The sequence below is a fragment of the Thalassospira lucentensis genome (assembly GCF_001613805.1).
Classification (GTDB): domain Bacteria; phylum Pseudomonadota; class Alphaproteobacteria; order Rhodospirillales; family Thalassospiraceae; genus Thalassospira; species Thalassospira lucentensis_A.
Genome location: NZ_LPVY01000013.1, coordinates 230,124 through 245,648, shown reverse-complemented (window position 1 = coordinate 245,648; position 15,525 = coordinate 230,124). Strand labels below are relative to the sequence as shown.

The 15,525-nt window shown below is 54.9% G+C and carries 15 protein-coding genes and 1 pseudogene; 9 read left to right on the top strand and 7 right to left on the bottom strand.

Translation table 11 applies throughout. From position 1 onward, the window contains the following. The first annotated feature begins 1 nt into the window (after nucleotide 1). From AUP42_RS13335 to AUP42_RS13325, 3 genes are all read left to right on the top strand, one after another. Nucleotides 2-1,435: a M48 family metalloprotease gene (locus AUP42_RS13335; RefSeq protein WP_231858285.1), complete on the top strand. Its 1,434-nt coding sequence runs from the start codon at nucleotides 2-4 to the stop codon at nucleotides 1,433-1,435. Beyond that, the gene (locus AUP42_RS13330; RefSeq protein WP_231858284.1) at nucleotides 1,432-2,121 is read left to right on the top strand and encodes a hypothetical protein; all 690 of its coding nucleotides are present in this window, start codon (nucleotides 1,432-1,434) and stop codon (nucleotides 2,119-2,121) included. Before AUP42_RS13335 ends, AUP42_RS13330 begins: the two co-directional genes overlap by 4 nt. A gap of 98 nt (nucleotides 2,122-2,219) precedes the next feature. After that, nucleotides 2,220-2,969, top strand: a complete 750-nt coding sequence (locus tag AUP42_RS13325; protein WP_231858283.1) for a DsbA family protein — start codon at nucleotides 2,220-2,222, stop codon at nucleotides 2,967-2,969. Between the two features lie 112 nt (nucleotides 2,970-3,081). On the opposite strand, the gene AUP42_RS13320 is transcribed toward AUP42_RS13325, so the two are convergent. Together AUP42_RS13320 and thiS are read right to left on the bottom strand one after the other, a co-directional pair. Further along, nucleotides 3,082-3,891 (bottom strand): bifunctional sulfur carrier protein/thiazole synthase protein, encoded by an 810-nt coding sequence (locus AUP42_RS13320; protein ID WP_258547385.1) that lies wholly within the window; start codon nucleotides 3,889-3,891, stop codon nucleotides 3,082-3,084. Beyond that, nucleotides 3,892-4,077 (bottom strand): annotated as a pseudogene (thiS, locus tag AUP42_RS22060) (sulfur carrier protein ThiS); the annotation flags it as partial. A gap of 244 nt (nucleotides 4,078-4,321) precedes the next feature. Between thiS and aroQ the strand changes: the two are divergent. From aroQ to AUP42_RS13295, 5 genes are all read left to right on the top strand, one after another. Then, a complete protein-coding gene (aroQ, locus tag AUP42_RS13315; RefSeq protein WP_062952191.1) occupies nucleotides 4,322-4,768 on the top strand; it encodes a type II 3-dehydroquinate dehydratase in 447 nt (148 codons plus the stop codon). An 11-nt stretch (nucleotides 4,769-4,779) separates the two neighbouring features. Further along, complete coding sequence (gene accB / locus AUP42_RS13310; RefSeq protein ID WP_062952088.1) at nucleotides 4,780-5,229, top strand: acetyl-CoA carboxylase biotin carboxyl carrier protein; 450 nt, start codon at nucleotides 4,780-4,782, stop codon at nucleotides 5,227-5,229. A 16-nt stretch (nucleotides 5,230-5,245) separates the two neighbouring features. Next, nucleotides 5,246-6,589, top strand: a complete 1,344-nt coding sequence (gene accC / locus AUP42_RS13305; protein ID WP_062952087.1) for an acetyl-CoA carboxylase biotin carboxylase subunit — start codon at nucleotides 5,246-5,248, stop codon at nucleotides 6,587-6,589. Between the two features lie 300 nt (nucleotides 6,590-6,889). Continuing rightward, the gene (aat, locus tag AUP42_RS13300) at nucleotides 6,890-7,537 is read left to right on the top strand and encodes a leucyl/phenylalanyl-tRNA--protein transferase (protein WP_062952086.1); all 648 of its coding nucleotides are present in this window, start codon (nucleotides 6,890-6,892) and stop codon (nucleotides 7,535-7,537) included. A 54-nt stretch (nucleotides 7,538-7,591) separates the two neighbouring features. After that, nucleotides 7,592-8,074, top strand: a complete 483-nt coding sequence (locus AUP42_RS13295; protein WP_062952085.1) for a GNAT family N-acetyltransferase — start codon at nucleotides 7,592-7,594, stop codon at nucleotides 8,072-8,074. An 82-nt stretch (nucleotides 8,075-8,156) separates the two neighbouring features. Here AUP42_RS13295 and AUP42_RS13290 read toward each other — a convergent pair whose 3' ends face one another. After that, entirely contained in the window at nucleotides 8,157-9,218 is a 1,062-nt protein-coding gene (locus AUP42_RS13290) for an ElyC/SanA/YdcF family protein (RefSeq protein WP_197468288.1), read from the bottom strand. Nucleotides 9,219-9,441: 223 nt separating this feature from the next. Then, entirely contained in the window at nucleotides 9,442-10,722 is a 1,281-nt protein-coding gene (serA, locus tag AUP42_RS13285; protein WP_197467382.1) for a phosphoglycerate dehydrogenase, read from the bottom strand. Nucleotides 10,723-10,911: 189 nt separating this feature from the next. Here serA and AUP42_RS13280 point away from each other — a divergent pair, with 189 nt between their 5' ends. Next, on the top strand, nucleotides 10,912-12,060 hold the full coding sequence (locus tag AUP42_RS13280; protein WP_062952083.1) for a GNAT family N-acetyltransferase: 1,149 nt from the start codon (nucleotides 10,912-10,914) through the stop codon (nucleotides 12,058-12,060). Between the two features lie 79 nt (nucleotides 12,061-12,139). Here AUP42_RS13280 and AUP42_RS13275 read toward each other — a convergent pair whose 3' ends face one another. From AUP42_RS13275 to AUP42_RS13265, 3 genes are all read right to left on the bottom strand, one after another. Further along, nucleotides 12,140-13,822 (bottom strand): methyl-accepting chemotaxis protein, encoded by a 1,683-nt coding sequence (locus AUP42_RS13275; protein ID WP_062952082.1) that lies wholly within the window; start codon nucleotides 13,820-13,822, stop codon nucleotides 12,140-12,142. A gap of 12 nt (nucleotides 13,823-13,834) precedes the next feature. After that, complete coding sequence (locus AUP42_RS13270; protein WP_097052370.1) at nucleotides 13,835-14,452, bottom strand: hypothetical protein; 618 nt, start codon at nucleotides 14,450-14,452, stop codon at nucleotides 13,835-13,837. A gap of 498 nt (nucleotides 14,453-14,950) precedes the next feature. Then, on the bottom strand, nucleotides 14,951-15,505 hold the full coding sequence (locus AUP42_RS13265; RefSeq protein WP_062952081.1) for a hypothetical protein: 555 nt from the start codon (nucleotides 15,503-15,505) through the stop codon (nucleotides 14,951-14,953). Nucleotides 15,506-15,525 lie beyond the last annotated feature (20 nt).

Sequence of the window (15,525 nt, the reverse complement as noted above, 5' to 3'; positions counted from 1 at the left end):
CATGATCCGCCATGATGGCTTGCGCGTCGGCAACCTGTCCGCACTGGTCGGGTCGACATCGGATGAACGAGAACACGGAACGCACAATTTGCTCAGACGCATTATTACTCTCACTGCCATTTTCCTTGTTGCCCTGCCCAGCACAGTTTTTGCGCAGGGTCGTTCTTTTATCCGGGATACCGAGATTGAGGAAACCCTTCATCTCTATGCGACCCCGATATTCAAGGCTGCCGGGCTCGATCCGCGCGGCGTTACTGTCTATATCGTCTCAGACCCCAGCCTGAACGCATTCGTTGCAGGTGGCCAAAAGCTTTTTATCAATACTGGCCTCTTGTTGAAAGCCCAGACTCCCGAACAGGTTATGGGCGTGATGGCCCACGAAACCGGCCACATTGCGGGCGGGCACCTTTCGCGTATTCATGATCAGCTTCGAAATGCCTCGGCGATATCGATTCTGTCAACCATCGTCGGTGTTGCCGCCGGTGTTGCCGCCGGTCGTGCAGATGTCGGTACAGCCGCCGTTCTTGGCGGACAGAACGTGGCAGAACGCAATTTCCTGGCTTATTCGCGGACACAGGAAAGCAGTGCCGATCAGGCCGGTGTCAACTTCCTGACCGATGCGGGGATTTCATCGCGCGGTCTGATGGAATTCATGGAAACGCTTGAAGGTCAGGAATTGCTGAGTACTGCACGTCAGGACCCGTATCTGCGCAGTCACCCGCTGACGACCGAACGTGTCGAGTTCCTTGAAAACTATACTGCGAATTCACCGTTAAGGGACGCCAAGGTTGATCCGGTTCTGTATGAACGCCATGCCCGTATGCGTGCCAAGCTGTATGCCTTTACCAACCATATCCAGCATACGTTGCGCACCTATCCCGAAACCGACACCAGCATTTCGGGGCGTTATGCACGCGCGATTGCCTATTACCGGGACTCGCAACTCGATCCGGCGATGAAGCTTATTGACGAGCTGATCGCCGAAGAACCGGAAAATCCGTATTTCGAAGAACTTAAAGGTCAGGTCCTGCTGGAATTCGGCAAAGCCAAGGAAGCCACCGACCCGCTTCGCAAAGCAGTCGAACTGTCCAACGGTGCACCTTTGATCCGACTGCTTCTGGCGCATGCGCTGATTGAAAGCGGCGACAGCAGTGTCCTGCCGGAAGCCAAGGAAAATCTTTTGGGGGTTCTTTCGGTTGAACGCAGCAATGCCTCGGCATGGCGGTTCCGGGCGATCATCGAAAACCGTCTGGGCAACGAAGGCGAAGCGTCGCTTTCGCAGGCGGAATACAGCCTTTTGACCGGGGATCGGGAAGCCGCGAAATATCACGCGGTTCAGGCCGACCGGAAGCTTGAAAAAGGCACGGCGACCTGGCAGCGCGCGCAAGACATCATTCGCGCGACCGATCCGGAAGGCAAGGACAACCGGAATTGACCGCAATCGCCCCAAAATGGGCGGCGATGCGGTTACCGGCCCCTCGCCGTATCGGCCTTGCCTTTGCGGTGTTTTATCTGTTGACCGGATGCAGCCTGCCCGATGCCGGGGTGAGCGTCGAGGGGGACCTGAAGCTTCTTTATGCCCCTTTCCCGCTGAATAACCCACCCCGGTACTGGCATTATGCCGAACGTCCGGCAAAGCTTGATACGGGTGAACAGTCAAAGGCCAACAGCCTTTACTGGGAAGATATCGACGGGCGTATCGCGCTTGCCATGCGCCCGGCAATTGGCACATTTGAACTTGGCCGTCGTACCAATATTGCGGTTCTGGCATCCCCCTATCTGTCATTCGATTGGTTGATGAACGCATCGGCACAGCCCGGCGATACCGAGCTTGTCCTTGGTTTCCGGGCGCAATCGCATGGCGATTGGGGCGAAAGCGATCTGGGGGCAGGCAAACCGCCCGTCGATCATGTGATCCGGCTTCCGATTGGCGGGGACATGACCGGTATCAAGGAATGGCAACGCGATTATTTCGATCTTTCAGCCCTGCATCGCCGATACTGGCCCGACACAGATACCATCGATGTCCGTCTGGTATGGATCGGGATTGCCGCATCTGGTGATCAGGGGGCAGATGTGGCCGGTGTCACATATCTCTCGCATATTTTACTTTCCCGTTAGGGTGCGTGTCTCGTATCAATGATTTAAAGAAATCAGGTCCGCGCGATGCCCGACACATCCGGGACAAAGACAACAAGGGATTTTCGATGAATTCGCACATGATCAAACGCCTTCTTGGCGGTGCCGCCATCATGCTTTCGCTGGGTTTTGCCATGGGCGCACCGGCACAGGCGGAAGAACTAAGCGATGCGCAGAAGGCCGAGATCGAAGGCGTGATTGAACAGTATCTTCTGGAAAACCCGGATGTTCTGCTGCGTGCGATCCAGAATGTTCAGGTCTGGCAGACAACCGAACAGGCCCGCCAGCAGGCCGAAGCCATCGAGCCGGTTTGGGATGCGCTGGTAGCCGACAGTTCGGTGCCATCGGTCGGCCCGCTTGATGCGCCGGTGACCGTGATCGAATTTTTTGATTATCACTGCGGTTATTGCAAACGCGCCTTTGACGGCGTGAAGGAACTTGCGGAAAATTCCGATGGCAAAATCCGCACCATGTTTGTTGAATTCCCGATCCTGCGCGAAGAAAGTGCCGATGCGGCGCGTGCGGCACTGGCCGCTGCCAAGCAGGGCAAATACATGGAAATCCACGCGGCCTTCATGGAAAACCGCGGTATCCTTGACGAGGCACAGATCAACACATTGGCCAAAGACGCAGGTGTCGACGTTGATCAGATGCGCAAGGACATGCAGTCCCCGGAAATCAACGGCATGTTACAGCAATATGCCGCCATGGCGCGCAGCATCGGGGTCAATGGCACCCCGGCCTTCCTGATCAATGGTCAGATGGTCTCCGGTGCGGATATGGAACGCGTCAATGCGCTGGTCAAAGCCGGACTTGAACAGGCGTCCTGATTTTACGCCAAACCGCTACTACGGATGCAGTCAATCCGTTACGCAGCCTGAATAAAACAAAAGCCCCCGTTTCGATACCGAAACGGGGGCTTTTTATCGGACATCTATGCGATCAGATCAAACCGGCCAGCGGCGAGGACGGATCGGCATATTTTTTCTTGGGCATGCGACCGGCAAGGAAGGATTCACGACCAGCGATGATCGCGTGTTTCATTGCGCGCGCCATGCGGATCGGATCCCTGGCACCGGCGATTGCGGTATTCATCAGAACGCCGTCACAGCCCAGTTCCATGGCAAATGCCGCATCGGATGCGGTGCCGACACCGGCATCGACGATCACCGGCACATTGGCGTTTTCCTTGATCAGCGCGATATTGACCGGGTTGAGAATCCCCATGCCCGAACCGATCAGCGATCCCAGCGGCATGATCGCGACACAGCCCATATCTTCAAGCATCTTGGCCTGAATGGGATCGTCGCTGCAGTAAACCATCACGTCGAAACCATCCTTGATCAGGGCCTCGGCGGCCTTGAGGGTTTCGGGCATATTGGGATAAAGCGTTTTCTGATCGCCCAGAACTTCAAGCTTCACCAGATTCCAGCCACCGGCCTCGCGGGCCAGACGCAGGGTCCGGACCGAGTCATCAGCCGTAAAGCAACCCGCCGTATTCGGCAGATAAACGTATTTTTTCGGATCGACATAATCGACCAGCATCGGCTGTGACGGGTCGGTCAGATTGACGCGACGCACGGCAACCGTGACCATTTCCGCGCCCGAGGCATCAATCGCAATGCGGGTTTCTTCGAAATCCTTGTATTTGCCGGTACCGACGATCAGACGCGATTTGAATTTGTGGCCCGCGACAACGAAACCCTCGTCATTGGCGGACGCAAGATCGGCATCCGAGGAACCGCCACCAATAAAATGAACGATTTCAAGCTTGTCGCCATCGGCAAGTGCAGTATCGCCATAAGCCGTTTTCGGCACGATTTCGAGATTGCGTTCCACCGCGACCTTGGTCGCGGTAATCCCGAGTTCGCCGAGAAGATCGGCAACGGTTGCTGCGGTTTCGATGGTGCGGTCTTCACCGTTGATGGTCAGGCGCATCTGTTCGTCTTGTCCTTGTGGTATCAAAATATTCACCTATTGGCGCGCAGTATGCGCAGCTGCCGGGCGAGAGGCAAGCTGTGATCGGCGGATTCTGCCATGCGGGGCACACAAAGCTGCACCGATGGCGATGATGCCAACATGATCGTGTGGTTACAGTCACATGCCTCGTCCGAATGCAACGTTGCGTCAGACTTTGGTCGTGTTATAAACGCATCACTATATGTTGGGCATGTGGGAACGGATGACAAAACCCGTCTACATTCTGAATGGGCCGAATTTGAACCTGCTGGGACAGCGTCAGCCGGAAATTTACGGTGCGACCACCTTGCAGGATATCGACAACATGTGTTCTGCACATGCGTCGAAGATTGGCCTGTCCGTCGTCTTTCGCCAAAGCAATCACGAAGGCGAGCTGGTTGACTGGATTCAGGAAGCCCGGCAAGAAGCTGCTGGCATTATTATCAATGCTGGGGCATATACGCACACATCGGTTGCGATCCTTGACGCGTTGCTGGCATCCGATTTGCCGGTCGTCGAGGTGCATCTGTCAAATATTCATCAGCGGGACGCATTCAGACATCATTCTTACGTCTCGAAAGCTGCAAAAGGCATGATCTGTGGTTTTGGCGCGCAGGGTTACATTCTTGGCCTTGATGCCATCAGATCACTGATCCACACACCATCATAAAAGATATCGAAATGAGCAAGTTCAACATCGACAACGATACCATTCGCCAGCTCGCAGAGCTGCTGGACGAGACCAACCTGACCGAGATCGAAGTTGCCGCAGGCGACAATCGCATCCGCGTCGCCCGTCAGGGCACCATGGTTGCAGCCGCTCCGGCAGCTGCACCGGTTGCCGCTGCTCCTGCTGTGGCCCCTGCTCCGGCGGCTCCTGCCGATGCGGGTTCGCATCCAGGTGCTGTTAAGTCGCCGATGGTTGGTGTCGTCTATTTCGCGCCGGAACCCGGTGCCGCACCGTTCATTTCGGTCGGTTCCAGCGTTTCCGAAGGCCAGACCCTGATGCTGATCGAAGCGATGAAAACCTTTAACCCGATCCGTGCACCGAAGTCCGGCAAGGTTACCCAGATCATCGCAACCGACGGCCATCCGGTCGAGTATGACGAGCCGCTGGTCATTATTGAATAAGCCGGGGTAACACCGCATGTTCGACAAACTCCTGATTGCCAACCGTGGCGAAATCGCGCTTCGTATTCAGCGCGCCTGCCGCGAAATGGGCATCAAAACTGTCGCGGTGCATTCCACCGCCGATGCCGATGCCATGCATGTCCGCCTGGCAGACGAAGCCGTCTGCATCGGCCCGGCCGCATCGAAAGACAGCTATCTGAATATTCCGGCGATCCTGTCGGCTGCCGAAATCACCGGGGCGGAAGCCATCCATCCGGGTTACGGCTTCCTGTCGGAAAATGCCGACTTTGCCGCCATGGTCGAAGAACACGGCTTTGCCTTTGTCGGTCCGTCGGCGGAACATATCCGCATGATGGGTGACAAGATCACAGCCAAACTGACCGCAGCAAAACTGGGCATTCCGGTTGTTCCGGGGTCGGACGGGGAAATCACCACCGTTGCCGAAGCCCAGAAATGCGCCAAGGAAATCGGCTATCCGGTCCTGATCAAGGCATCGGGTGGTGGTGGCGGCCGCGGCATGAAAGTGGTCGAGCGCGACGAAGACCTTGCCGAAGCCTTTTCCATGACCCGCAAGGAAGCATTGCAGAACTTTGGCAATGCCGCGGTTTATATGGAAAAATACCTTGGCAAACCGCGCCATATCGAACTTCAGGTTATCGGCGATTCCCATGGAAATGCCGTCCATCTGTTCGAACGCGACTGTTCGTTGCAGCGCCGCCATCAGAAAGTGCTTGAAGAAGCCCCTTCGCCGACGCTGACACCGGAAGAACGCGAACGCATCGGATCGACCGTTGCCAACGCCATGCGTGGCATGGGCTATCGCAATGCCGGGACGATCGAATTCCTGTATGAAAATGGCGAGTTCTATTTCATCGAAATGAACACCCGTCTGCAGGTCGAACATCCGGTAACCGAAGCCATTTCAGGCGTTGACCTTGTGCGTGAACAGATCCGCGTTGCGGCTGGACTTGAACTGTCCTTTACGCAGCAAGATCTGGAAATTCACGGCCATGCGATTGAATGCCGCATTAATGCCGAAGATCCGGAAACCTTCGTGCCGTCACCGGGCAAGATCAAGGAATATCATGCACCGGGCGGTTTGGGCGTGCGTGTCGATAGCGGTATCTATACCGGCTATTCGATCCCACCCTATTACGACAGCATGATCGCAAAACTGATCGTGCATGGCCGTGACCGCGAAGAATGCATGATGCGCCTGCGCCGTGCATTGGCCGAATATGCGATTGGCGGGATCAAAACCACCATTCCGCTGCATCAGAAGCTTCTGGCACAGCCCGATATCCAGAAAGGTGATTACGATATTCACTGGCTGGAGAAATTCATGGGCATGAAGAAGTAATTTTCTTTATCCCGACGCGAAAAAGCGGGGCTTCCTTTCGGGAGCCCCGCTTTTGTTTGGGAATTTCCGTTAACCCAGCACGATGCATCAGGCGCGAGGCGATGGCGGCCCCGGCAAAACAAGCAGCGAAGAAATTTCGAGCATTTTACCGATCCCGGTACGAAGAATTAATCATCCATTTCGATTATCATGCCAAAGATAGCTGACGGACCGAAAGCTGCTATCTTGTCAGACCAGTGCGCGTTCACATATGTAAACAGACGACTTGCAAACAGGACCGAAACCATTATCACCGCGATCATGTCGAACCAACTGACCCCTGATCTGTTGATCCGTGCCTATTCGGTCGGCCTGTTTCCCATGGCCGAAAGCCATGATGACCCGACCCTTTACTGGATTGACCCGGAATGGCGTGGCGTATTGCCACTGGATGGCTTTCATGTACCCAGAAGCCTGCGCAAAGCCGTGCGCAAGGGGACATTCAAGGTCCATGTGAACAAAGCCTTTCCCGATGTCATTCGTGCCTGTGCGGAACCCACCGCCAGCCGGGACGATACCTGGATCAATGACAATATTCTTGATGCCTATTGCGCGCTTCACAAGATGGGCTGTGCGCATTCGATCGAGGCATGGCTTGATGGCAGGCTGGTAGGCGGGCTTTATGGCGTCAGCCTTGGTCAGGCGTTTTTTGGCGAAAGCATGTTTTCGCGCGCGACCAATGCATCAAAGGTGGCGCTGGTGCATCTTGTCGCCCTTTTGCGGCAGGGCGGTTACACACTGCTTGATACCCAATTCGTCAATGATCACTTAAAACAGTTCGGGGTGGTCGAAATCCCGCGGGAACGCTATCGTTCCGATCTTGCCCGTGCGCTTGCCGGACGGGCAAGCCTTCCGTTTGAAGCCGATCCCGAATTTATCGAACAGGTATTGCAGCAAGGTGATCATTGACGCCATCGCCCCTGCCCGACCCCGCATCCCTTCCAGAAAAGACTGAACATCCCGATGCAGATACGGCCTGCCACACAGAATGACATCCCGAAAATCCTTGAAATCGTTGCCCCGGTCCTGCGTGCTGGTGAAACCTATGTCATGCCGACCAACATGACCGATGACGAAGTGCGTGCCTATTGGATGGGGCCGGACAAGGAAACCCTTGTTGCCGAGGAAGACGGGCAGATTGTCGGCACCTATTACCTGAAGGCCAATCAGCCGGGCAATGGCGCGCATGTCGCCAATTGCGGCTATATGACCGCCGCGGATGCAGGCGGACGCGGAATTGCGCGGCGGATGTGCGAAGACTCGCTGATCCGTGCAAAGGATCGCGGCTTTAGGGCCATGCAGTTCAATTTCGTCATCGCCAGTAACAAGGCCGCCGTGCATCTTTGGCCGCAGCTTGGCTTTGAAATTGTCGGACGGTTGCCCGGTGCCTATTTGCACCCGATACATGGCGAAACCGACGCGCTGATCATGTATCGCAAACTTTAATCCTTCTGCTGCGCCCCTAAACGAAAACTGACGCCACATGGGCGTCAGTTCACTGTTTGATCGGCGATTTCGAATTGCCTGACTATTGCTGCAGGCCGGGGAATGCCCAGATGCCTGATACGCGCAGCATATCGCGATAGACGACAAGCTTTTCGCTGTCGCTGACTTTCGATGCTTCTTCGATGTTGTCGAAATCCAGTGCGATCAGGGGATGAACCGGTGCATCCAGACCATACTGATCCAGCGCATCCTGAAGCACGGTTTTGGCGCGACGCATATGGCTGGCACTGGTGACCAGAATGACATCATCGGTGGTGTGCCGGTTCAGAAGGTTTGCGATATTCAGCATGTTGCCAACGGTGTCTTTTGACTTGTCCTCAACCATGATCCGGTCGCGATCAATGCCCTGCTCGACCAGCCAGCGCATCATCATGTCGCCTTCGGTCACACCCGATTGCGGCTGCCCCCCCGTTACCATGACACGCGCGGTCGGGTTTTCTTTTGCCGCCTTCAGGCCGATTTCAAGGCGCTGCATCAGCGGTTCGCGCATGGTGCCATCTTCGGCAAGCGCATAACCCAGAATGACGATGGTGGATTTTTCGCCCAGTACCGGGACGTCCTGATTGGGGGCCTCGGCCATGTTGGCATCCGCGCGCAGGAAGCGTTTGCGATAGGCATCCGCACTGTCGCGGTCAATGCCGGCCATCGCATCCATATAATTGCGATACTGATCGTCATCACCGCGAATATGGGCCAGTGCCGCCAGCCATGTATAGGCATCGAAGGCATGCGGATCGACGCGGGTAATCCCGATATAGGTTTCGGCCGCCTCGTCGAGTTTCTTTTGCAGAATACGGGCCGATGCGATCCCGTATCGCAGATCAATCCGTTCGGGTGCCAGTTTCGACGCCTCGGCAAAGGCCTGTTCAACGACATCGTATCGACCATGCAGGGTGATGCCCTTGAATACTTCGGCCTCGGCCTTTTTGATGTCGCCACCCGACCAGTAATAATGCATTCCCGTGTCGACCAGTTCGCGAATACGCGCCCCGTCCGTGGCATCTGCCGCCAGTGCCGTGCCAAAAACCGCGCCCGCCAGCATCAGCGAAACACCACAACCAACAGCCAATTTCTTTATTGTCATTGTTCTTGTCCTACTGTGAAGTCAACCAAACTCAGCAGGGCAATCCAATCATGAACGATACCTTTTGAGTACCACAATGTTCAGGGCAGCCGGTAATGATCATAATTCCGTAAAACTGGTATTTATTGGTATTACATTTTCAATACCAGTCTTACGCCACGACCAATAAAAAAGCGGCGATGCAAATTGCACCGCCGCCTTTGTGACTCGATTTCCGGTCCGATCAGAACAGGAAGCGGACCCGAAGCGTACCGTCGATGGCTTCGAGTTCCTTGCGGATACCAAGACCCGGCTGGATTTCCTCGTCGACCTCGACAACCACGTAACCCACGCCGCCTTCGGAACGCAGATACTGGCCGCTGATATTCATGCCGCGGGTGGCAAACACGTCGTTGATTTTCGACAGAACGCCTGGAACGTTGCGGTGAATATGCATGAAACGGGTGTGTTTGCGGTCCTTCACCGGCAGGGAAACTTCCGGGAAGTTAACCGCACCAAGCGTCGATCCGTTATCGGAATAGGTGATCAGCTTGTCGGCAACTTCGACACCGATATTTTCCTGTGCTTCCTGAGTGGAACCGCCGATATGCGGGGTCAGGATCACGTTCGGCATGCCACGAAGCGGGCTTTGGAATTCTTCATCCTTGCCCGCAGGCTCGACCGGGAAAACGTCGAGTGCTGCACCGGCCAGATGGCCGCGTTCAAGGGCAGCCGCCAGATCGTCAATCACGATGACATTGCCGCGTGCCGCGTTGATCAGATGCGCGCCCGGCTTCATCTTGGCGATTTCAGCCGCGGTGATCATGTTTTTGGTCTGTTCGTTGGCCGGAACATGCAGCGAAACAACATCCGACCGTGCCAACAATTCATCCATCGAGCTGCACGAGGTGGCATTGCCCATGGCAAGCTTGTTGATCACGTCATAATAAATGACGTTCATGCCAAGCGATTCAGCCAGAACCGACAGCTGCGACCCGATATGGCCGTAGCCGATGATGCCCAGGGTCTTGCCGCGTGCCTCGTAGGAGCCCTTGGCGTTTTTAAGCCAGCCACCGGCGTGGGCAGCCTTGTCACGCTGCGGGATACCGCGCATCAGCATGATGATCTGGCCCAGAACCAGTTCGGCGACCGAACGGGTATTGGAATAGGGTGCGTTGAAGACCGGGATACCGCGCATCGCGGCAGCCTTCAGGTCAACCTGATTGGTGCCGATGCAGAAACAGCCGATAGAGGTTAGCTTGGAGCCGGCATCGATAACGTCTTCGGTCAGTTTGGTGCGGGAACGGATGCCCAGAAAATGCGCTTCGGAGACGACGGATTTCAATTCATCCGCATCAAGAGCAGCAGGGTAGTGGTCGACATTAGAGTAGCCGGCCTCTTTGAACATCTTTACAGCGTTTTCATGGATACCTTCGAGCAGGACGATCTTGATCTTGTCCTTCTCCAACGAAAGCTTGCTGTTCACGGCGCACCATCCTTTTCTTTGCGAGGGCGACACGGGCATTTCCCGAGCCGTAGGGCCGTAACGTTACGCGCCCTTGGCCCAATGAAATAGGGCTTAAGGCGGCTTGCGTCAAAGGCTTTCCCTTGCGCAAACACGCAATACGCCTATCTTCTGAACGCATATACCGGCTATTGCGTATAGAATGCAGGTCCGGGCGGCGACCAAGGATTGAATACAGGGGACCCCATCTTGCCTGCCGAGATAAGAACCGTTACCGATATCCATAAAATTGGCCAAACCGACTGGGACAGATGCGCTGGCGCAGACAACCCGTTTGTCAGCTTTGCCTTTCTTTCGGCGATGGAAGATAGCGGGTCTGCCTGTGCCGATACCGGCTGGCAACCCTTTCATCTGCTGGTGACAGATGACGACGACACGGTTGCCGGTATTGTGCCGCTTTATGTCAAATCCCACTCATACGGCGAATATGTTTTCGACTGGAGCTGGGCAGAGGCATATGAGCGCGCGGGCGGGCGTTATTATCCGAAATTGCAGGCCGCCGTGCCGTTTTCCCCCGTACCCGGCCCGCGGCTTTTGATCAGGTCCGATCATCCGGCACCGGAACGCATCCGCAAGCTCCTGATCAGCGGGCTTTGCGCCCTGCCCGAACGGCTTGGCATTGCCAGCCTGCATGTAACATTTTGCAGCGGTGATGAAAGCCGGGCGATGGAAGATGCCGGGTTTCTGCCCCGAACCGGCATTCAATATCATTGGTACAATCGCGGTTACGCCGGCTTTGACGACTTCCTTGGCGCGCTTAATTCGCGCAAGCGCAAAAACCTGCGCAAAGAACGTAAACAGGTGCGCGATGCGGGATACAGTTTCGAAGTGCTATCGGGTGATGACCTTAAAGCAACGCATTGGGACCGGTTTTATGCCTTTTACCATGACACATCGGACCGCAAATGGGGTCAGGCCTATCTGACGCGGGAATTTTTCGAACTTTTGCATGAAAGATTACGTGACCGGACCGTTCTGGTGGCGGCCTTTCGGGATGGCGACATGGTTGCCGGGGCGCTTAACCTGATCGGATCGGATACGTTGTACGGGCGCAACTGGGGCACCATTGACCGGGCACCACTTTTGCATTTCGAAACCTGTTATTATCAGGCGATTGATATCGCGATTGAACGCGGTCTTAAAACGGTCGAAGCCGGGGCACAGGGTGAACACAAGATCCAGCGCGGCTATGAACCTGTTCTGACCCATTCGGCACATCTGATTGCAGATGAGGGCCTTCGCAATGCTGTCGCCCGTTTTCTTGATCAGGAACGCAGCCACATCGCGCAGGACCGCGAATTCATCATGGCCGAGCACAGCCCGTTCAGGCAGGAATGAAACGGCAGAACGGTCAAGCAAAAAGGGCGCGATGCATGACCACCGCGCCCCTTCCGGTTCCCCCGACCAAGCGGGAATTCTAGACAGCCCTGACGTCGTTCAGGAAGCCGTTCACATGGGATCTGAGCTCGTCATTGGCGGCTGCGAGACGGCCAACGCAGTCAAGCTGGCCATGCGAAAGGTCACCGCTTTCGGTTGTTGCCTCGGCCACGTTTTTCACCGCGTTCGAAATGGCGACGTTACCATTGGCAGCCCCTTCGACGCTGCGTGAAATTTCCTCGGTTGCAGCCCCCTGCTCTTCGACGGCACTGGCAACAACCGACATCAGTTCGTCGATTTTATGGATCGTTTCGGCAAAACCGCGAACAGCGTCGGCGGCAGCACCGGTTTCACCCTGCATTTCGGTGATTTTCGCCGTGATCTGTTCGGTTGCCTTCACCGTCTGGGCGGCAAGGTTTTTGACCTCGCCCGCCACAACCGCGAAGCCCTTGCCGGCATCACCGGCACGTGCCGATTCAATCGTCGCATTTAGTGCCAGCATGTTGGTCTGATCAGCGATATCACTGATCAGGCTAACGACTTCCCCGACACTTTGTGCGGCATCATCAAGCAGCGCAACACGCTGATTGGTCCGTTCGGTTTCTTCCACCGCAAGCTGGGTGATTTCGGTAACACGTGCAATCTGCGAGGCGATTTCGGCGATTGATGCCGAAAGCTGTGCTGTTGCCGATGCAACCGTTTCGATGTTGCTTGACGATTCCTGTGCCTGCTCTGCCACATTTTTCGCATCCTGATTGGCGCGAACCGAATGTGACGAGAGGGTTTCCGACGCACTGCGCACTTCATCAAGTGCGACATTCACTGCCGAAAGAACTTCCTGGATCTTGTGATCGAACCCGGCGGTCAGTGTTCCCATACGTTTGCTGCGTTCGATCTGGCGTTCGGCCTCGATCCGTTCCTGTTCTGCCATGCGGGCACGTTCCCGGGCGTTTTCGCGGAACACCTCAAGCGACTTGGCCATCGCGCCGACTTCATCGGCACGCTTCATATCAAGGATTTCGATATCAAGGTTGCCTGATGCCAGACTTCCCATGGCATCCGTCATCTTGCGGATCGGGGTTGCGATCATCCGCGACAGGGTTCCGCCAAACAGTGCCGCCATCGCGATCAGCAAAGCAACACCAATACCCAGCGTCGTCTGGAAGAGCATCATGGCCCGTTCAACACGGTTTTCGACTTCAAGGCTCATCTGGTCAATGTTGTTTGCAAGTTCCAGGGCAATCCGTGACACGCTGTCAGACAATTCGCGCGGTTCTCCGGATGCCTCGATGGCACGGGCGTGGTTGACCGTCAGATAGTGACGCATCAGCTTGGCCTGTTGACTTGCAATTTCTTCCCAGCGGTCAATGGCACTGTCCATTTCCTCGATCAGACCGGCAATAGTCGGGTTGATCGTCGCATAGGTTTTCAGAACATCCGTGCGGGCATCGATCTCGGTCAGCGATTTCTCGTAGCTTTCAAGCCCGATCCGGTCACCGGTTGTCAGGAAATAGACGAGTTCCTGGCGTGCCATCAGATAGGCACGGTCAAGATTGCGATAATCGCGTTCGAAATCAGCGAGATAGTCACGTTGCTCATTTGCGGATTTGACCTGGAATGTTGCGAACATCCCGGCGCCGGCAACCATCAGAATGACCACAATCATCACAGCAAAGCAGGTTGTCAGCTTGGCCGGTATGGAAAGGTTTTTGAAGAAGTTCATTTTCCATCTCCCCTAGAGCTGTTGACGGCGTGCGAGTTCATTAAGGTTGACCTCGATCGTAACAGCGCCGATCGGCGTCCCCTGCGCATCCGACATCGTCATATTGAGCTGCGAGCGCCAGGTATCGGTTTCTTCATTATATTCGGCCTCATCAATGAAGACCGCATTGGCACCTTTGGGGAAGGTATTCTTGAATTTTGCTTCATCCCCCTGCCAAAAGTCGGACGTAATCGAACTTTGCCCGACATTCAGCCCCATCTGGTCCATCACAAATATCTCGGCCAGCAAGCCACCGGACCGGGCCTGTATCTGGGTCAGGTAACTCGAAAGAGGGTTTGTCAGGATGGCGGCAACAAGCGGCTGATCTTCCGCCTCACGCTCTGCCACCCACTGTTTGTCGGCAGAATCAATCTGATCCTGCGTCATTCCAACGCGCAAACGGTTTTGCGAAGTGATGGAAAGCTCGACGACGGGATTGGCCAACCATTCACGAACGTCGCGGATCATGTCGTCCGAGATCATGGTACCGGGTTCGCCTGGAAGTTCGGATTTTGCATCTGCTGCTAACGGTATGAAGCCGATCATTCCGGCAACCCCCAGGGCAGTGCAAGCGCGCAAAAAGGTTCTCATAGTTTCCTCTCCGGCGTAGCGCAGATTATTTGTTTGTTTCGGTATGACGCTACGCCACCAAACAGACCTATCCAAAAGGGCAGAAGCCCTAATGCCTATGTGAATCCTCACACGCATGCTTTCAAGTAGAGGATGTAAAATCATCTACATGAAAAACATGGGGAATTCGGAGAAGACAAGAAAAAAGCGGCGGGAAAACCGCCGCTGAGTTTGGTTGGGACACGAGCAAACTGCAGAAGATTACGTTGTTCCAGGCGCAAGATGCGCCCCTGCAAAGAACAACTGTCCGACACCACCTATGCATAGGGTGTGCCAGTTTTTGGAAGCGCGTAAAAATCCCTGAATTGCGCCGATTGTCGGGCAAGAAAATATTGAAAAGACAATTACTTCAAAATTTATTCGCATATTGCGACAAATAAAATTGCAAAATGCGAACACAAATCTTTGCATTTTGCAAAATGCGATTCAAGGCCATGATCCCGACCTGATCATTGCCGATTACCCAGCGTTACGACTTGGCCCTTTCCGTTTTTTGCGCTTGCTGAAATTCAGCAAAGCTGGAGCATTTTCAATAATTTCCTGGAGAATTTCCTTGGCGACCTCAAGGTCATCCTTGGCAGACTCGTCAAGATGACTGACATATCGCGGATGAGAGATCATGCGTTCGGCTTCATAAAGAGTCCGAAGCTCGCTTTGGAACATTTCGCGCGCCCCGAGCGGCAGAACCGGTTTGGCACTCATCACAAAGAAAAACTTGAGACTTGTTTTAATCACAATCCGAAGCATCAGGATCTGAAGCTTGTGAAACTGCTCTTCGAGCTCGTCTTTTTTGGGGTGCTTTTCAAGTTTGGCAAGACGGTCCGTAATCACCAGTGAAAGCGCTTTGAAGTTATCGACTTCTTCGCGAAACGGCCTGTAACCGGTCACCTCGGTTGTATCTACCGTCTTTTCAATCACATCTGCCAGCGCGACAAGCTTACGCGCCTGCGTCTCAAGCCTCGACAAAAACGTCTCGACCTCATCCCGGTATTTCCGCTGTGTCACCTGGTTCATTATTTTTTATGCGCCATCAA